Origin of the sequence: Flavobacterium antarcticum DSM 19726, from assembly GCF_000419685.1 — a bacterium.
Lineage (GTDB): Bacteria > Bacteroidota > Bacteroidia > Flavobacteriales > Flavobacteriaceae > Flavobacterium > Flavobacterium antarcticum.
Map to the genome: position 1 here is coordinate 121,667 of NZ_ATTM01000001.1, position 18,727 is coordinate 140,393.

At 33.9% G+C, this 18,727-nt stretch carries 21 protein-coding genes; 6 read left to right on the plus strand and 15 right to left on the minus strand.

All coding sequences use genetic code 11. The features are described from left to right. Positions 1 to 104: 104 nt before the first annotated feature. The 12 genes from nuoH to YWA_RS15600 form a co-directional block, all read right to left on the minus strand. Complete coding sequence (gene nuoH, locus YWA_RS0100540) at positions 105 to 1,145, minus strand: NADH-quinone oxidoreductase subunit NuoH (protein ID WP_022826541.1); 1,041 nt, start codon at positions 1,143 to 1,145, stop codon at positions 105 to 107. 5 nt (positions 1,146 to 1,150) lie between these two features. Continuing rightward, positions 1,151 to 2,200, minus strand: a complete 1,050-nt coding sequence (locus YWA_RS0100545; protein ID WP_022826542.1) for a 2Fe-2S iron-sulfur cluster-binding protein — start codon at positions 2,198 to 2,200, stop codon at positions 1,151 to 1,153. A gap of 6 nt (positions 2,201 to 2,206) precedes the next feature. Then, positions 2,207 to 2,737: a hypothetical protein gene (locus YWA_RS0100550; RefSeq protein WP_022826543.1), complete on the minus strand. Its 531-nt coding sequence runs from the start codon at positions 2,735 to 2,737 to the stop codon at positions 2,207 to 2,209. Positions 2,738 to 2,746: 9 nt separating this feature from the next. After that, positions 2,747 to 3,739, minus strand: a complete 993-nt coding sequence (locus tag YWA_RS0100555) for an AAA family ATPase (RefSeq protein ID WP_022826544.1) — start codon at positions 3,737 to 3,739, stop codon at positions 2,747 to 2,749. Positions 3,740 to 3,745: 6 nt separating this feature from the next. Further along, positions 3,746 to 5,113: an NADH-quinone oxidoreductase subunit NuoF gene (gene nuoF / locus YWA_RS0100560; protein ID WP_022826545.1), complete on the minus strand. Its 1,368-nt coding sequence runs from the start codon at positions 5,111 to 5,113 to the stop codon at positions 3,746 to 3,748. A 1-nt stretch (position 5,114) separates the two neighbouring features. Further along, entirely contained in the window at positions 5,115 to 5,645 is a 531-nt protein-coding gene (locus tag YWA_RS0100565; protein WP_022826546.1) for a complex I 24 kDa subunit family protein, read from the minus strand. A gap of 144 nt (positions 5,646 to 5,789) precedes the next feature. After that, positions 5,790 to 7,025, minus strand: coding sequence for an NADH dehydrogenase (quinone) subunit D (gene nuoD / locus YWA_RS0100570; RefSeq protein ID WP_022826547.1), 1,236 nt, complete (start codon positions 7,023 to 7,025; stop codon positions 5,790 to 5,792). A gap of 24 nt (positions 7,026 to 7,049) precedes the next feature. After that, positions 7,050 to 7,571, minus strand: a complete 522-nt coding sequence (locus YWA_RS0100575; RefSeq protein WP_022826548.1) for an NADH-quinone oxidoreductase subunit C — start codon at positions 7,569 to 7,571, stop codon at positions 7,050 to 7,052. Positions 7,572 to 7,573: 2 nt separating this feature from the next. Beyond that, entirely contained in the window at positions 7,574 to 8,122 is a 549-nt protein-coding gene (locus YWA_RS0100580; protein ID WP_022826549.1) for an NADH-quinone oxidoreductase subunit B, read from the minus strand. A gap of 130 nt (positions 8,123 to 8,252) precedes the next feature. Continuing rightward, positions 8,253 to 8,618, minus strand: a complete 366-nt coding sequence (locus YWA_RS0100585; protein ID WP_022826550.1) for an NADH-quinone oxidoreductase subunit A — start codon at positions 8,616 to 8,618, stop codon at positions 8,253 to 8,255. A gap of 134 nt (positions 8,619 to 8,752) precedes the next feature. Continuing rightward, positions 8,753 to 9,226, minus strand: coding sequence for a TspO/MBR family protein (locus tag YWA_RS0100590; protein WP_022826551.1), 474 nt, complete (start codon positions 9,224 to 9,226; stop codon positions 8,753 to 8,755). An 18-nt stretch (positions 9,227 to 9,244) separates the two neighbouring features. Then, positions 9,245 to 9,388: a hypothetical protein gene (locus YWA_RS15600; protein WP_022826552.1), complete on the minus strand. Its 144-nt coding sequence runs from the start codon at positions 9,386 to 9,388 to the stop codon at positions 9,245 to 9,247. Positions 9,389 to 9,401: 13 nt separating this feature from the next. Between YWA_RS15600 and mvaD the strand changes: the two genes are divergently transcribed. The 3 genes from mvaD to YWA_RS0100610 all read left to right on the plus strand — a co-directional run bounded on the left by mvaD (position 9,402) and on the right by YWA_RS0100610 (position 12,501). Next, positions 9,402 to 10,493 carry a diphosphomevalonate decarboxylase gene (gene mvaD / locus YWA_RS0100600; RefSeq protein WP_022826553.1) on the plus strand — a complete coding sequence of 364 codons (1,092 nt, stop codon included), beginning with the start codon at positions 9,402 to 9,404 and terminating at the stop codon, positions 10,491 to 10,493. A 78-nt stretch (positions 10,494 to 10,571) separates the two neighbouring features. Beyond that, a complete protein-coding gene (locus YWA_RS0100605) occupies positions 10,572 to 11,510 on the plus strand; it encodes a mevalonate kinase family protein (protein WP_022826554.1) in 939 nt (312 codons plus the stop codon). Positions 11,511 to 11,556: 46 nt separating this feature from the next. Next, positions 11,557 to 12,501, plus strand: coding sequence for a geranylgeranylglycerol-phosphate geranylgeranyltransferase (locus YWA_RS0100610; RefSeq protein ID WP_022826555.1), 945 nt, complete (start codon positions 11,557 to 11,559; stop codon positions 12,499 to 12,501). A 426-nt stretch (positions 12,502 to 12,927) separates the two neighbouring features. On the opposite strand, the gene YWA_RS0100615 is transcribed toward YWA_RS0100610, so the two are convergent. The 3 genes from YWA_RS0100615 to YWA_RS0100625 form a co-directional block, all read right to left on the minus strand. Beyond that, the gene (locus YWA_RS0100615) at positions 12,928 to 13,407 is read right to left on the minus strand and encodes a hypothetical protein (RefSeq protein ID WP_022826556.1); all 480 of its coding nucleotides are present in this window, start codon (positions 13,405 to 13,407) and stop codon (positions 12,928 to 12,930) included. Between the two features lie 87 nt (positions 13,408 to 13,494). Beyond that, complete coding sequence (locus YWA_RS0100620; protein ID WP_022826557.1) at positions 13,495 to 15,426, minus strand: tetratricopeptide repeat protein; 1,932 nt, start codon at positions 15,424 to 15,426, stop codon at positions 13,495 to 13,497. A gap of 109 nt (positions 15,427 to 15,535) precedes the next feature. Beyond that, positions 15,536 to 15,988, minus strand: coding sequence for a hypothetical protein (locus YWA_RS0100625; RefSeq protein ID WP_022826558.1), 453 nt, complete (start codon positions 15,986 to 15,988; stop codon positions 15,536 to 15,538). Between the two features lie 445 nt (positions 15,989 to 16,433). On the opposite strand from YWA_RS0100625, the gene YWA_RS0100630 reads away from it, so the two are divergent. The 3 genes from YWA_RS0100630 to YWA_RS0100640 all read left to right on the plus strand — a co-directional run bounded on the left by YWA_RS0100630 (position 16,434) and on the right by YWA_RS0100640 (position 18,724). Next, on the plus strand, positions 16,434 to 17,327 hold the full coding sequence (locus YWA_RS0100630; RefSeq protein WP_022826559.1) for a pseudouridine synthase: 894 nt from the start codon (positions 16,434 to 16,436) through the stop codon (positions 17,325 to 17,327). A gap of 66 nt (positions 17,328 to 17,393) precedes the next feature. Next, positions 17,394 to 17,753, plus strand: a complete 360-nt coding sequence (locus tag YWA_RS0100635; protein WP_022826560.1) for a nuclear transport factor 2 family protein — start codon at positions 17,394 to 17,396, stop codon at positions 17,751 to 17,753. Between the two features lie 284 nt (positions 17,754 to 18,037). Continuing rightward, the gene (locus YWA_RS0100640; RefSeq protein WP_022826561.1) at positions 18,038 to 18,724 is read left to right on the plus strand and encodes a hypothetical protein; all 687 of its coding nucleotides are present in this window, start codon (positions 18,038 to 18,040) and stop codon (positions 18,722 to 18,724) included. The last annotated feature ends 3 nt before the right edge of the window (positions 18,725 to 18,727 follow it).

Here is an 18,727-nt window from a genome sequence, read left to right on the forward strand (position 1 = left end):
ATAAAGGATTTCTCACTTCAATCGGGGCTATACAAGTTTCTATTCGCTTGTTTATTTTCTTTTGGATTTTCCGAGGCAGTCACAATTTGTGACCAGTTCAAAAATTAAATCTTACCGTCAAACAATAAAATCACAATTCCAGTAATCACAATATTTGCAATAGCAATTGGAATTAGCATTTGCCATCCCAAACGCATCAATTGGTCATATCTAAATCTTGGAATCGTCCATCTAACCCACATAAAGAAGAAGATAAAGAAACAGATTTTACCAAACAATACAAATATTCCAATCACGTTCGCAATATTTACACCCCAGTTTTCAACAGCCCAACTCATTCCAGGATAATTGTAAGCTCCTAAATAAAGTACCGCTAAAATTGTAGATGAAATAAACATCGCGGCATATTCAGCAAACAAATAGAAACCCATTCGCATAGAAGAATATTCCGTATGATAACCTCCAATTAATTCCGCTTCACATTCCGCTAAATCAAATGGCGTACGATTCGTTTCTGCAAAAGAACAAATCAAGAAGATAATAAATCCAACCGGTTGGTAGAAAATATTCCAATTCATTCCGGCTTGTTGTTCAGCAATTTCTTTTAAACTCAATGTTCCCGTCATCATAATCAGAGCGATAATCGACAATCCCATTGCAACTTCGTAAGAAATCATTTGGGAAGCAGCTCTCATCGCACTCATTAACGAGAATTTATTGTTAGAAGCCCAACCACCAATCATGATTCCGTAAACTCCAACAGATAAAACTCCGAATACATATAATAACGCAACATCAATATCCGTCGCTTGCAAAACAATATCACGACCAAATAAATGCAATTTATCACCCCACGGAATTACAGCACTCGTCATTAATGATACAGACATTGCAACTGCAGGTCCTACAACGAATAAAAATTTGTTAGGCGTATCCGGTAAAAATTCTTCTTTCGAAAATAATTTTAATCCATCAGCAAGTGGTTGTAAAATTCCACCTTTTCCGGCTCTATTTGGACCAATTCGGTCTTGAAGCCAGGCGGCAACTTTTCGTTCTGCCAAAGTAGAATACATCGCCATCAACATCGTAATTGCAAAGATGATGGTAATGAAAATCCCTTTTTCTATGATAAGTGTACTGTCCATTTAAATTAAATATTACCTTCTTTAAAAACTACTTTTTCTTCAGCTCTGAATGGAACTTCTGGCATACTGATTTTAACGCGGTCTTGTTCACGACCTTTCAAAATTCCTTCTTCTGTTTCAATAACTACAGTGTCTAATTCACGAGTATAATTATTTTGATTGATAACAGAGAATTTTTCAAATTTACGAGGACCTTCAATAACCCAATCCTTCACGTCTTTCTTGTCAAAACGACACGTGTTACAAATGAAATTATCTACTTCATGAAACTCATCTTTACGACCTGTAACTCGTTGAATTTCATTTCCAAACATCCAAACTGTTGTTTTTCCACAACATCCTGGCGTTGTACATTCTCTATGTGCGTCAAAAGGTTTGTTAAACCAAACTCTTGATTTGAATCGGAATGTCTTGTCAGTTAAAGCACCAACTGGACAAACGTCAATCATATTTCCTGAAAACTCGTTTGTAATCGCTTTTGAAATGCAAGTAGAAATATTAGAATGGTCACCTCTGTCCATTACTCCGTGAACTCTGTCATCGGTTAATTGGTCAGCAACCATCACACATCGGTAGCATAAAATGCAACGGTTCATGTGCAATTGAATATTTGGACCGATATCTTCCGGCTCAAAAGTTCGTTTCTTTTCAATAAAACGCGTTTGCGATTTTCCGTGTTTGAAACTTAAATTCTGCAAATCACATTCTCCCGCTTGGTCACAAACTGGACAATCTAATGGGTGATTTATCAAAAGGAATTCAGTCACCGATTTTCTTGCATCTTGAACACGTTCAGAAGCAGTACTGTTGATTTCCATTCCATCTTGACAACCTGTTACACAAGAAGCCATTAATTTTGGCATCGGTCTTGGGTCAGCTTCACTACCTTTTGCAACTTCCACTAAACAACAACGGCATTTTCCACCGCTTCCTTTTAGTTTTGTATAATAGCACATGGCTGGCGGAACAGATTCTCCACCAATCATTCGAGCAGCTTGTAGGATTGTTGTTCCTGGTTCTACTTCTATACTTTGACCGTCTATTGTTACTTTCATTCTTACTTATAAATTTTGAAATTCTTCAATACTAAATTGATATTTCTTCTCTATTAAATATTCTAACTGCTTCTTTAATTTCGAAATGTGATTATCGTCTGTTTGGAAACTTCCAAAAACAAAATTCATCAGATTTTTAAATCTTTCGTCATTCTCGGGTTTTAATGATTTCGACTTTTTCATAAAGTCGACAAAATTAATAAATTCAAATTCTTCAACAGAACTATTTCTAATTTTTAAAAATTCATTTACCCAATGTTCAAACTGTCTTGGACCTATTAATATCAAAAATTGACATTTGTCAGAATGTTTGAAAATTTCTGAATTATTATCTTGATAAATTTTAAAGAAACTTGGTGGAATCTTTTTATTTTTATCCACATCAACAATTCCGACGCTAAAACTATCTTTACTTCTAATGTTGACTCCGTCAATTACGGCGTCATCACCACTTTCTTTTCTTATTAAACTTTTATCGTTTACTAATCTTCCAAAGAAATACATATCTGCCCAACATTCGACGCCAATTAATTTCATAATATAGAATTAATTGGATTCCCAAAGACTCTCAAAATTGAAAAATATGTTCATTCCATATTCAAAAACGTCTTCATTTTTATTTTTGTCCAAAAGTTTTACTTTTGTTTCTCCATCTTCATTATTAACGAGGTAAATATTAGTATTTTCTTTGCTTTCTTCATCTCGCAAAAATTCTTTAACAATGAAATCACTATGAGTAACTATGAAAAACTGATTATCTTTCTCGTCGTATTTGATACCATTTGTTAATTCTAAAATATAAGGTTCAAAACAATGGGCTTCAGGCTCTTCAAACAACATAGCGGAATTTTCATTACTCATAATCGCTGATTTATAAAAAATCAATCTTTGTAAAGTATCAGCAATCATATTATAAGGTAGTTCGAAAACAGTTCCGTCTTCCAGATTTTTTTGAATTGCAATTTCATAATTTCCAGATTTAATGACACTCTTTAAACCATTATCTTTCAATGATTGAACTACTTCATTTCTTAATTTCTGATTTTGCGAAATAACCTGACCGATATTTTCACCAAAAGGAAATTCTAAACTTAAATCGCCTGTTTTCTGGTTAACAATGTTTTTATAATCATATTTTTTTATCATTGCTAAATCGGCATCAGTAACTAAATTGCTTGATTTGCCATCCTTCGAAATAAAATTATATCTTAACCCATCAATTTTAAAATAAGGTCCCTCTATGGAGTCTCTATTAAACGTAAAATTTAATTGTCCTCTTGTATTTATGTTTATTCTAATATTTTCTTTAACATTTCCATTAAAACATAATTGATAGATATCATTGAATCTGACAAAATCACTTATTTTGCTTGAATATGGAGGATGATTAAGATATCCAAACAAACCCAAAGCTTCTAAAATATTACTTTTACCTGCATTTGGTTTACCAATAAACACATTTATCTTGTTACAATCATTTATTTCTAAATGTTTGATAGATTTAAAATTGCTAATTTCTATGTGTTTAATTTTTTCCACTTCTTTTTAAACTGTTTGACTACTAACTAAATGCTTTACAATTGAAAAAGGTTCAGCAACAAAGTGTTCTCTATTTTTAATTTTTTCTGGGAAACGAACGTGGTATTCGAATTCATCTCTAAAGTGTCTGATAGCTGCTGCAACTGGCCAAGCCGCTGCATCACCTAAAGGACAAATTGTGTTTCCTTCAATTCTAGATTGAATACTCCACAATAAATCAATATCTTCTTCACGACCTTGACCGTTTTCGATTCTCCACAGTACTTTTTCTAACCAACCCGTTCCTTCACGACAAGGCGAACATTGTCCACAACTTTCGTGAGCATAAAAACGAGCGAAATTCCAAGTATTTCTTACGATACAAGCTGTATCATTGTAAACGATGAATCCACCTGAACCTAACATCGAACCGGTAGCAAAACCACCATCCGATAAAGATTCGTAGCTCATCAATCTATCGTCACCGTTTGCTGTTTTGTAAATCAAATTTGCAGGTAAAACTGGAACAGATGAACCTCCTGGAACAAATGCTTTCAACGGCCGACTGTCAATCATTCCGCCTAAATATTCGTCAGAATTCATGAATTCGTAAACGCTTAAACCCAATTCGATTTCAAAAACACCTTGGTTTTTAACATGTCCTGAAGCTGAAATTAATTTAGTTCCTGTAGAACGACCAATTCCAATCTTCGCATAATCAGCACCTGAATTATTGATAATCCACGGCACTGTAGCTATGGTTTCTACGTTATTTACAACGGTAGGATTTGACCAAACTCCTGAAACCGCCGGGAAAGGTGGTTTGATTCTTGGGTTTCCTCTTTTTCCTTCTAATGATTCAATTAATGCTGTTTCTTCACCACAAATGTAAGCACCACCACCAATTTGAACATATAATTCTAAATCATATCCGGAACCTAAAATATTTTTACCTAAAAATCCTGCCGCTTTCGCTTCAGCAATTGCACGTTCTAATATTTTATAAATCCACATGTATTCACCACGAATATAGATGTAAGATAAATTTGCTCCAAGTGCATAACTTGACGTAATCATTCCTTCAATTAGCAAGTGAGGAATGTACTCCATCAAGTAACGGTCTTTAAACGTACCTGGTTCAGATTCATCGGCATTACAAACTAAATGTCTTGGTTTACCTGATTTTTTATCAATAAAACTCCATTTCATTCCGGCTGGAAATCCTGCTCCACCACGGCCTCTTAATCCTGAAGTTTTTACTTCTTCAACTACTTCATCAGGAGTTAAGGTTTTAATGGCCTTTTCCACAGAAGCATAACCACCTTCACGACGGTACACTTCATAGGTTTTAATTCCTGGAACGTTGATTTTATCTAATAATATTTTTTGTGACATATTATTTATCGTGTAAAGTAATCTTGTTATCTCGGCAATCTACGATGAGTTGGTCAATTTTTTCTTTTGTCAAATGCTCTTGGTAAAAATCGCCCAATTGCATCATTGGTGCATATCCACAAGCACCTAGACATTGAACACCGCGAACTTCAAACATTCCGTCTGGAGTTTGTTCGCCAACATTTACGCCTAATTTTTGACAAGTATAGTCCATTAAATTTTCTACACCATTCAAGCAACAAGGTGAAGTAGTACAAAATTCAAACATGTATTTTCCAATCGGTTTTCTGTTGAACATAGTGTAAAAACTTACTACTTCATAGACTTCGATTGGTTTGATGCTCAAAATTTCAGCCACCTTATCTTGCAATTCAATACTCAACCAATTGTCGTGAGCATCTTGAACTTCGTGCAAAACAGGCAATAAAGCCGATTTTTGTTTTCCTTCTGGATAATGACTGATTAATTCATTGATGCGTGTCATCAAAGATTCAGTTATGTTTATCTCTTGTTTTATATCTACTCTTTCCATTCTATATGTTAGATTTCAGATTTCAGATTCAGGTTTAAATGCGTTTACCGAAATAATTCATGTTTCCTAAATTCCCTAAAACCTATATGTCTCTTTTCTTAAATCAATATTTATTCTAAAATCCTAAATCTTATTTCTAAATTATTAAGCGTCAAGTTCTCCCGCAATAACATTCAAACTTGATAATGTAGCAATCGCATCAGACAACATCGCACCTTTTACCATTTCGTTATACGCTTGGTAGTAAATAAAACAAGGTCTTCTGAAATGCAATCTAAATGGAGTACGACTTCCGTCAGTAATTAAGTAAAAACCTAATTCTCCATTTCCACCTTCAACAGGATGATAGACTTCTGTTATTGGAACAGGAATTTCTCCCATTACAATTTTGAAGTGGTAAATCAAACTTTCCATTGACGTGTAAACATCTTCTTTTGGTGGCAAGTAATAATCAGGCACATTTGCATGGAAAGGACCTTCTGGCATTTTGTCCAATGCTTGTCTGATGATTTTTAAACTTTCCCAAACTTCAGCGTTTCTTACACAGAAACGGTCGTATGTATCACCTGATTTTCCAACAGGAATATCAAATTCAAAATCTTCGTAAGAACTGTACGGTTGCATTTTACGAATATCGTAATCAACACCTGTCGCTCTTAAATTGGGACCTGTAAAACCATAATTCATCGCACGTTCGGCATTAATTGCACCAACGTCAATAGTTCTGTCCATGAAAATTCTATTTCGAACTAGTAAGTTTTCAAATTCTTGCCATGCAGCAGGAAAATCTTCTAGGAATTTTTCAATTTTTTCAAAAACTAATGGCGTCCAATCTCTTTCGAAACCACCAATTCGTCCCATGTTTGTCGTCAATCGAGCACCACAAATTTCTTCGTAGATTTCATAAACTCGTTCACGCATTTGGAACACATATAAGAAACCAGTTAACGCTCCTGTATCTACACCAATAACTGAATTGCAAATCACGTGGTCTGTAATACGTGCCAATTCCATGATGATAACTCTCATATATTGAACGCGTTTTGGGACTTCAATATTTAAAGCTTTCTCTAATGTCATCCACCAACCCATATTGTTAATAGGAGCTGAACAATAATTCATTCGGTCTGTAAGAGGCGTAATTTGGTAGAAAGGTCTGTTTTCTGCAATTTTTTCAAAAGCACGGTGAATGTAACCCACAGTTCCTTCGCCTTCAACGATGCGTTCTCCATCCATCAATAAGATGTTTTGGAAAATTCCGTGAGTCGCCGGGTGTGTTGGCCCTAAATTCAGAATTGAAAGTTCACTTCCGTCTTCATTTTGCCTTTGCTTGATAATATCAGCGTAACGTAATTCTGGTGGTAATAATAAGTCTTGCATGTTTGCGCTATTATTTCAGGTGCATTAACAATTATCTTGTGTTCTTCCGAAGAAACGGTCGTCTTTATCCGTACGTCCGCCATCTTCTAATGGAAATTCTTTTCGCAGTGGAAAAGAAGTCATTTCATCCATGTTCAAAATACGTTTTAACTGTGGATGACCTTTAAATATAATTCCGTAGAAATCATACGTTTCGCGTTCTTGCCAGTTTGCACCAGAAAATAAACTTGTAACGGTATTAATTTCTAAATTTTCTAATGATAGGAAACATTTAAAACGAATGCGTGTGTTGTCAAGCCAATTATGCATGTGATACACAACTGCAAATTCCTTGTCCTTACTTGCGTCCGGATAATGAATTCCGCAAACGTCTGTCAAGAAATTAAATCTCAAAGTTGCATCTTCTCTTAAAAAGCGCATGACCTCTAGATTGCTTTCTGAAGCCGCTTCGAACGTAAAAATATCGTGTTGTTGCATGAAATTTGAAACTTGCGCGCCAAATTTGTCAACTAATTTTGTTTGTATAACCGTGGTTTCTAAAGCCATGTCTATTGTATGTTATAAGAAGCCAATAATTCAGTATATTCTGGAGAACTTCTACGTCTTACTGATTCAGACTTTACTAAATCTTGCAAACGCATAACTCCATCTAAAATTTGTTCCGGACGGGGAGGGCAACCAGGAACGTAAACATCTACAGGAATGATTTTGTCAATTCCTTGCAAAACAGAATACGTATCGAAAATCCCACCTGAACTTGCACAAGCTCCAACAGCGATAACCCAACGAGGTTCAGCCATTTGTTCGTAAACTTGACGTAAAATAGGTGCCATTTTCTTTGCGATTGTTCCCATAACAAGTAACATATCCGCTTGACGAGGAGAGAAACTCATACGTTCTGAACCAAAACGCGCTACATCATAATGAGAAGCCATCGTAGCCATAAATTCAATTCCGCAACAAGATGTAGCAAACGGCAAAGGCCAAAGCGAATTTGCTCGCGCTAAACCAACTACATCATTTAATTTCGTAGCAAAAAAGCCTTCACCTGCATAACCTTCAGGTGCTTCTGCTGTATTTATTTTTGAATCACTCATTTTAATTTATGATTTTAGAATTTAGATTTCTGATTTCAAAAGAAAGCGTAAATCGTAAATTCTGTTTTCAACGTTTTTTTTAGATTGGAGAATCTCAAACCTTAAATCGAAAATCTCAAATCTTACATCACTATTCCCACTCTAAACCTTTTTTCTTCAACACGTAGAAGAAGCCAACAAGCAATAGGAACATGAAAATTCCCATTTTTACCATTCCTTCCATTCCCATTTCGCGGAAATTAACCGCCCAAGGATACATGAAAATCACCTCGACGTCAAAAAGAACAAATAAAATAGCGACTAAAAAGTATTTTACTGAAAACGGCATTCGCGCATTTCCGATAGATTCTACTCCACACTCAAAGTTTTTATTTTTGTTTTTCGAAGACCTTTTTGGTCCAAGAAAGCTAGACACAATAATGGTTCCCACCACAAATCCTACTGCTAGGATAAGTTGCATTACAATTGGAAAATAGTCAAATTGATCTGATTGCATAATAATCGATTTGTTGGAAAATAATTTTGGTCACAAAGATAGGTTTCATCTAGGTAACACACAACCTTAAAAGTGTATTTCACTTTTGTTGAATTGTTCTTTTAAGCTAATTTTTATTCGTTATAAATAGAGATTTAGCGATTCAGCCACCAAATACTTGCATTTAAAAACATCGCAAAGCTGACCCAAAGAAGATATGGGATGAAAAGATAACCTGCCGTTTTATTTATTTTGTTGAATAACATGTAGGTTTCGTAAATCATTAATAACAATAAAATGATTTCGATTAATGCGATTAATGGATTTTTAAGTCCAAAGAATAAAAACGACCACATTGTATTTAGAAATAACTGAATTCCAAAGAAGATCATTGCTTTTTTCGCCAGTGGATTTGTGTCAATTTTATCCCACACAATTCCACCAGCAACGGCAATCATAATGTAAAGCATTGTCCAAACGGGGCCGAAAAGCCAATTCGGCGGATTGAAACTTGGTTTTTCAATAGTATTGTACCAAGTCTCAATTCCGTTTTGAGTTACGATGCTCGAAGCGTAACCGATTCCGAGACAAAGTATGATGAGTATTGTTATTTTTGTTCCGAGTTTCATAAATGTAGAATTTAATTTTTAGTGGTCATTTATGGTATCGCCTTTTTTGATTCTTGTGCTTTGTGGCGATTTCATAATTAATATTTTGTCCAAAATTACTAAATCTTTACTTTCCACAGAAGATGTTTTTTTGATGTAAATCAAATAAAGTATCTTTGCCAAAATTGCACTTAAAATGACAAAAGCTACTGATTTTATCCCTCAAGAATATACGCATGAAGTAACTGAAAAAGGAAATTTTCAGTGGTCTGCACCAAGCAATATCGCATTGGTAAAATATTGGGGAAAAAAGGAAAACCAAATTCCGGCTAATCCATCGATTAGTTTTACGTTGAATAATTGCAAGACAATTACAAAACTTGAATTTGAACCTATAAAATCAACTTCAGAAAACTTCTCGTTTGATTTGTTTTTAGATGGAAAATCAAAAGAAGATTTCAAACCGAAAATGCAGAAATTTTTTGAAAGAGTGGAGATCTATTTGCCATTCTTAAAGGATTTTCATTTTGCAATTTCAACAGAAAACACTTTTCCGCACAGTTCAGGAATTGCTTCTTCGGCAAGCGGAATGGGGGCGATGGCAGTAAATTTAATGTCAATCGAAAAACTGTTCAACCCAGAAATGACCGAAGAATATTTTTGGAAGAAAGCATCATTTCTTGCGCGATTAGGCTCAGGAAGTGCTTGCAGAAGTATTAAAGGTTCGGTAGTAGTTTGGGGAGAAACGGAGTCAGTGGAAAATAGTTCAGACTTGTTCGGCGTTGAATTTTCAGAAACGATTCATTCGAATTTTCAAAATTACCAAGACACGATATTATTAGTTGACAAAGGCGAAAAAGTAGTTTCGAGTACGGTTGGTCACGAATTGATGCACAATCATCCGTTTGCAAAAAATAGATTTGAACAAGCACACGAGAATTTGGCACAAATGAAGCAAATTTTAATCCATGGAAATCTTGAGAAATTTGTAAGTTTAGTTGAAAGTGAAGCGTTGACTTTGCATGCAATGATGATGACTTCAATGCCTTATTTTATTTTAATGAAGCCAAATACATTAGAAATTATAAATAAAATTTGGAAATTCCGTCAGGATACTGGCGTTCAAGTGTGCTTTACACTAGACGCTGGGGCGAATGTTCATGTTTTGTATCCTGAAAATGACAAGGAAAAAGTTTTGCAATTTATTAAGAATGAATTGATTGTGTATTGCCAAAATCAGCAGTATATTTGTGACGAAATTGGAAGTGGCGCTCAAAAGTTAAATTAAGTTTCAACTTTATTTGAAAATTGGTGCTAACAAAGACAAATTTCGCTATCTTTAAATATTATTAGATAAAAACATTAGATGAAAGGACCTTTATTTTACTCAAAAATTTTACTTTTCGGAGAATACGGAATCATTCGTGACTCGAAAGGTCTTTCAATTCCTTATAATTTTTACAATGGAGCACTTAAAGTTTCGGATTTATCCGATGCTGTTTCGTTGAAATCAAATGAGAGTCTACATAAATTCACGACTTATTTAGAGCAGTTGCAAAATGAGCAACCTGAATTAGTAAGTTTTGATATTGAGCGATTGAAATCTGATGTTGCTAAAGGAATGTATTTTGATTCGTCAATTCCACAAGGATATGGAGTGGGAAGTAGTGGCGCTTTAGTGGCTGCGATTTACGACCAATATGCCAATAATAAAATTACCGTTTTAGAAAATTTGACGCGTGAAAAATTGCTTATTCTTAAAGCAGTTTTCGGTCAGATGGAATCTTTTTTCCACGGAAAAAGTTCAGGTTTAGATCCTTTAAATAGTTATTTAAGTATTCCAATTTTAATAAATTCTAAAGATAATATTGAAGCAACTGGTATTCCGACGCAATCTGCAGGAGGAAAGGGAGCTGTATTCTTATTGGATTCTGGAATTATTGGAGAAACTGCTCCAATGGTAACTATTTTCATGGAGAACTTGAAGGACAAAGGTTTTAGAGCCATGCTTAAAAATCAGTTTACTAAATATACCGACCTTTGCGTAGAAAATTTCTTAGGTGGTGATTTGAAATCGTTGCTTTCAAATACGAAAAAATTGTCAAAAGTAGTTTTGAACAACTTCAAACCAATGATTCCGGAACAATTTCACGGAATTTGGCAACAAGGAATTGATACTAATGATTATTACTTGAAACTTTGTGGTTCTGGCGGTGGTGGTTATATATTAGGTTTCACTGAAGATTTAGAAAAAGCAAGGCTTGCTTTGAAAGACTATAAACTTGAAGTGGTTTATAATTTTTAATTCAAATATTCCGCTCTACCTATAAACCAATCAATCCATTTCAAAGATGCTAAGCAGAAGGAACAAGCTTTTCGTAAAGAAAATTATCAGTTTGTTTTCTGTAATTCGCGGTTATAATATTCCTGTTATTATTTTAGCGCAATATCTTTCGGCTATATTTATTCTGGCGAAAGACCAATCTGCTTTAGAAACACTACTCGATGTAAATTTATTTCTAATTGTACTAGCTTCATCCGTCACTATTGCTTCTGGTTACATCATCAACAACTTTTACGACAGCAAAAAAGACTTAATCAACCGACCACGAAAGTCGATGTTGGACCGTTTAGTCAGTCAGAAGACGAAACTTACGATTTATTTTACACTGAATTTTATTGCTGCATTTTTAGGACTTCTTGTATCTTGGCGGGCTGCGTTGTTTTTCTCGGTATATATTTTTCTAATTTGGTTTTATTCGCACAAAGTGAAACGGTATGCAATCATTGGGAACTTGATGTCGACTTTAATGACGATCGCGCCCTTTTTTGCTATTTTCTTGATGTATTATAAAGATATTGAACATACCAATTCTTACATCGTGATTTTTTCTCATGCAGCTTTTTTGTTTCTGTTGCTTTGGATTAGGGAATTGATTAAAGATTTGGAAAACATTGCAGGAGATTTTGCTGCTAATTATCAGACGATTCCAGTTGTCTACGGCGAGAAGACTTCAAAATATATCATTACGATTTTGAGTATTTTGACTGTTATTCCCGTTTATATTTTAATCGAATTGGATGATGTGGGTTATATGGACATTTACTTTTATTTCTGTTTTATTGTGCTGCTATTCTTTATAATGTACCTGTGGAAATCAAAAAGTAAAACACAATATTTGAAATTACATAATGTTTTGAAAGTATTGATTGTATCGGGTGTTTTCTGCATTGTTCTAATTGAGCCTTCGGTTTTGATTCATGGGAAAAAATTATTGATTTCAATGCGGTTTTAAAAACCAAATTGAGATTTTGTTTCTGCTTATGTTGCATTGAATTTTATTAGAATTATTTCCTTTATTAGTAGACTGGACATAAGTATTTGTCATGTTTAAAAATTATTTTCATTTTGCATCAATAGTGTAATTTAAAAATTTTTTTATATCAATTTCGAATATTAAAATTTTCCTTAAGAGATTTTTCATATAAAGTTTTAAGAATATATTTTTTTTACTTTCAACTTCGGTTGGTTTTTTATTTGAAATCACTACTAAATTAAAACCGCAACATTTTACTGTTGCAGTTTTAAAAACTAAACAAATAATACTATTCTTTGATTCCTTCCATAAAATTTAATAAGTATCGTCAACGTTCATTAAAGTAGTTGATTTGGAAAAACAATTCACACTATTTGTAATCACGAATATAACTTTTGTTCTCACCTACATCTTTACAATAGAATATGTATTGTTAGGAGTTAAGCTGACCTGATAAACATTGCATCCATTATCAAATGAAGAAGCGTAATATGCCATAGTGTCTGTTTTAGTATAGTAAGCGCCATCATTATCTACTCCTTGCATCGAGTAAGTAACTTTTATGAAGTAGAATTTAATACCATCCGATTTTGTGTTTAAGGCAGGAGGGAGTGTTGCGAACGAGTTGAATGACGAGCAATCCGGCGTTGTTTGCTCGGAATTTAAAATTGTTAACGGAATAGAAGTATTATCTATGTAAACACTGTTGATTTGTGGTAAGCCAATATTTTTATTTATACCAACTGCTAACTGTATGCTCTGTTCTTCCATCGGTTCATTTATTGATTGATCTTCACTTACTGAACAGCTGGTTAGAGTAAGATAGATAAATGTAGAAAGCAGAAGGTTGTAAATTTTTGATTTTAGTATTATTTTATTTTTCATTATTTATCTCTTTAATCGTTACAAATTTGGAATAATTTTAATTGTCCTTATTTACAGTTTTACGTTTTAGAATATTCTTTCCATCTATTAAAAGAAATCAAGCGCTCGTAGAAAGCCTATTTCAAAAAATGCTCCACTGCTTGTTAATCCTGAAGATTTTGGGTATGCTCCGTCTACAGTTCCTATAAAATTGTAATTCTCATAGTATTTAAAGAAGAGACTAAATGTATGGTCTTTTCTATATTCAAACATATATCCTTGAATAGGTTTTATGTCACCACCTCTGACAATATTTAAGTCGGGATCGTAAAACTGCGTTTGTCCATCAATAGTATATTGTTTACTCATCATTCCTAAGTAGATATGGGAACGTTTGTAGTCATCATCTGGAGTACCTCCAAATGTGATTTTCAAACCGTAATAGAGTTCAGATGAAAGTGCACTTACTTCGCCACTTCCATTTTCTTCTACGTCTGATAATACCATCGATTTATCGTCTGCAAAGGAAGCACGGTATTGCCCAAACACCTTTATGTTTTTTATTCCAAGATCTGCACCTCCGCCATAATGCATCGCGTAACGTGAACCGGTTAGGGTAGGTATTAATCCCACTTTTCCTCCTATAATTCCGTAGAAATTGTAGAAGTCGTTTCCAGCTCCTATTTTTGCTTCTGCATTTATATTTAAATAATAGCCATCTTCACCTATCAAGCTATTATTGGTGGATGAATCACCACCACTCATTGTTGAATAAGAACTTTGAAATAAAATAGGATTAGATGAAAATGAAAAACCAATGTCTGACGTTAAAAAAAACTTAGGTACAAGTTTTTTCGCTGGACTTTGATAAACAGATGCTGGATTTACTTCGCCCATACCATCGTAAATAAAACCACCAAGTAATGTGAAAAAAGAAAATGTAGCACCAGTATTAAGAAGGTCTTGTTGGTCGCGTTCTTCCTGTGCATTGTTTTTCCAAGTATCGTATTCTTGTTGTCTTACTTGAGCTTTTCGTGCTTCTTCCTCCCTTAACCGTTCTGCCGCCTCTTCTTTTTCTTGTTGTTTTATTCGAGCATTTTCCTCCGCTTGAGCCTTTTCTTCTTCGATTTTTTGCTCTTTTTTATTTTCTGTTTCTTTTAGTTCTTCAGAGTCTTTAGCCAACTTAACTTTACTAGCTTCTTCCTCTTTTGTTTTTTTTAATTCTTCTTCCTTTAATATTTTAGATTCAGTTTCTTTGAGCTTTACTGCTGCGTCTTCTTTTTTGTTTTCAGCTTCAATTATTTTTGATTTGGCTTTTTCATTATCGGGATTGATTTTTAAGGCTTCCCTGTATTTTTCAATAGCGCCATCAAAGTCCTTGGCATACGATTTTGTGTCTCCTTCAGTGACCAACTTAGCAGAAAGTTGGATATCTGCTTCTTTCTTTTTCTTTAAGGACAAGTTTTCGATATTAAGGAGTCTAAATGACATACGATCTATTGCAGTATATTCATTTTTACCCTCAGCATTCTTTCCAATTAGTACCCTTGCCTTGGCATTTTTAACACAATCAGAAGATCTCCTGTTTCCTGCATCGTACGAAGTATTGTCTGTGTCAAACCAACCATCAGTTTCGGTCAATTGGTTCGGTTCTAGCACTAATCCTCTATTGGAATCAATACCAATTCGTACTGATTTTACTTGTCCACAAGTATAGTAAACCGTGTATTCTAATTGAACGAGAAGTTGGTCACTTGTATTGTTTTTTATAACAACTCCAGCGTACTGGACGTCTGCAAAACCTATTGTTCTGTTGTGCTTTAAGGATACATGTATTCTGCTATCAGGTTGGGTTAAATTATTGTACGAAATATTGTCCTTTTGTCCCCATACATTTTCAGTAGAACTCATTGTGAGAACGATAGCAATCAAGAATGTGGTAGTTTGGAATTTGATTAGCGATTCAGCGAATTTCGAGAAGCCGTACGTTTTAAATTTTTGTTTAAAAAAGAATAGGTGTTTAGGTTGACTGGATTTCATCGTTTTAGTTTTAAGTTAGTAGTACGCTTTAATTATTCAAATAATAGGTAAAAAAGTTCCTATACTGTTTGTAATAATTACCTAATATTATTTAAAAGTAAAATTGATTTTACTCTAATTTGTTGAAGGTGTAACGGTATTGGGAATTGGCTAAATCATTAGCACTGTGGGTTACAATCAATACGTTTTCAGTGATTGTTTCGATTGATTTTTCATACTGTCCTTCATAATCATCATATTCGTAAATGATTTTAGTGTCGTTTGCAGCTAAGTTCCAGCTACCTTTTAAAACAGGAGCTCCGGACTCACACCGAAGTGTGCCTAAATAGAAAGTCCAGTTGCTGTTTGACGCGTATTCTTCCACGTCATCGAGATTGCAATTTTCAGTTATGTCAGTCCATTGCCCTTCATTCGTTCTTTTCTCGACTTTGGCTTTGGTCCAACTTCCTATTAAATTCTTTTTTGTAGTTGAAACTGAAACCGCATCTTCCTCGTTGCTACAAGATAATAGCGATAAAAGTGTGATTAAAATAAATCCTAAAAATAATTGCTGTTTTTTCATGATGTAATAATTAAAAATTTTGGCCTACTCTTTAAGTTTTCAGCTGCCCTTTATTGATTCAAATACCTTGATTGTTATAGATGTTAATCGTATTGCTATGATATTTCGAAATTAACGTCCTTTTAACTATTTTAAAATAACTATAAATAGGTATTTTTTTAAAAATCGGCTATCAGAATGTGTCTGTATCATCATGCACAATTCAAAAAAATGTAGTGGAGTACTTTTAAAAGTATGTTTTGGCACGAAATTAAATTGGGAAGTCAAATCTTATTATATTCAAAGTAGCAATAGTTTGGTACATTTTTAATAATGTTGAACTCTAGTTGATAACTGGCTTTTCAAAATTTATGCAGTGAATCATAGTTATTAAAATCTTTCTATTTCCTTCTAAATCAAATTGTAAATTATTTTAATAGTATCTTTGCAGAAATTATGTTGATTTATGAATAATAAGGAAGGGAATAACAAGCGTTCAGGTTCAAGCAGACCAAGCTCAAACAAGTCAAAGCCTGCTATGGCAAAACGTTCGCAAAAACCCAAAAAGACGGAAACTGCTGCGAAAGCAAAACCGGTAGAAGAAGTAGTGGTGAAGAAGCCAAATCAAGCGCCAAAGAGACAAAAAGCCGCTGATGAATTGAGATTAAACAAGTATATTTCTAATTCGGGTGCTTGTTCGCGTCGTGATGCAGATATTTACATTCAGTCGGGTAATGTAAAAGTAAACGGAATTCCAGTTACTGAAATGGGTTACCTGGTTAAATTAACGGATGTAGTTAATTTTGACGGAGCTATTTTGATTCCAGAGAAAAAGGTATATATTTTGTTGAATAAGCCTAAAAACTTTACAACAGCAATGGAAGAGCATGAAGAACACAGAAATGTGTTAGAGTTGCTTCGTGGAGCAACGACTTCTAAAATTGCTCCAGTTGGTAGAATGGATAAAAATACAACAGGATTACTTTTGTTTACCAATGACACGGATATGATTCGAAAATTTGGTTTACCAAGTCAGAAATCATCTAAAATTTATCAAGTTTCTTTAGATAAAAATTTGAAATTTGAAGATTTAGAAAAGATTCAAAAAGGAATGACGATTGATGGACACAAAGTGGCTGTTGAAGAAGTTAGTTACATCGAGAAAGAACCAAAAAGTGAAGTAGGGTTGAAATTAAAAAGTTCAAACGTAAAAGTAGTTCGCTCTATTTTTGAGCACTTTGACTATGATGTATTGCGTATTGATCGCGTAGCTTTTGCAGGTTTAACAAAGAAAAATTTACCAAGAGGGAATTTCCGTGTCTTAACAGAGCAGGAAATCATCAACTTGAAAAACGCATAATAAAAAAATATTTTTTATCTTAAAATCCTCTTTTACTAGGGGATTTTTTAGTTTACCCAATTACTTATGAGTCAGAATTTAGATACGATTGCGTTTAAATGGTTTGAAGCTTTTAACGAGCATAACTTAGAGAAACTATTAGGACTTTACGACGAAAATGCCCAACATTACAGCCCGAAATTAAAAATCAAACATCCTGAATCGAACGGGTTGATTGCTGGAAAAGAAGCATTACGTCTGTGGTGGCAAGATGCATTTGATCGTTTGCCTAGTTTGAAATACGATGTCAAATCGCTAACATCAAACGATTACCGTGTTTTTATGGAGTACATCCGGAAAGTTGATGGTGAACCCGACCTCATGGTCGGTGAATTACTCACAATTGAAAGTGGTAAAATAGTTTTTTCTAAAGTGTACCATGGTTAATTATCCTTTTGTTACGATAGTACTTTTAAAAGGGAATTTGGATTTTAGTGCAGCTTTCAATTGTAAACGACTTCTAAAATAAAGTGCTATGTTGCGAATTATTTAGTAAATGTAGCTGATATTTAATATTTGATTAAAATAGTATAAAATTGCTTCATTTATTTAAGGTATGTTTCGCAGTAATGAAAATCACATAATTATTGTTAATTTAAGATATTTTTATAAAATGCTGTTAGGACAATTTATTCAATAGTGCTATTTTTGTTTAACTTAAATTAAAATTAATGAAAAAATTACTGACTATCTTTTCTTTGAGCTTGGTTGTATTCAGTTCAAATGCACAAGGTCTTTTTGACCGAGTAAGTGAAGGAACAACGAGCACACTAATTAGAAACAACGCATTTGATAAAAAGGACGCAAACATTTCTGGTGTTCCTTATCTTGATGATAAATTTTACCTAGCTGATATTTCCGGCGTTGCTGAAAAAGTTTTAGTTCGGTATAATTCGGCAACGGATGAAATTGAAATTAAAAAAGACCAAGGCGATCAGGAATTTTTATTACCAAAAACACCTGAGTACAATACAATCGTAACTAAGTTTGGAAAATACGTATTGAAAAATGTGTACTACACTACTTCAAAAGGCGAAAATGTAAATGGGTATTTGGTTGAAATTTTCGCAAACGACGCCATCTCGTTATTAAGACGTGATAAAGTTAAAGTAGAAGATGCAAGAGAAGGTAACGGTTACACGGGTTACATTCCTGCAAAATATGTGAAAGCAAATCCAGAGTACTTTATAAAATTAAAAGACCAGGATGCAGTTTCATTTCCAAAGAATAAAAAAGCGATTATAGAAATGTACAGCGGTAAGAAAAGCGAAATTGATGCTTTCTTTAAAGCGAATAAGCTTTCATGGAATAATGAAGATGACATGGCTAAGATCAGCCAGTTTATTGCGACCTTATAAACC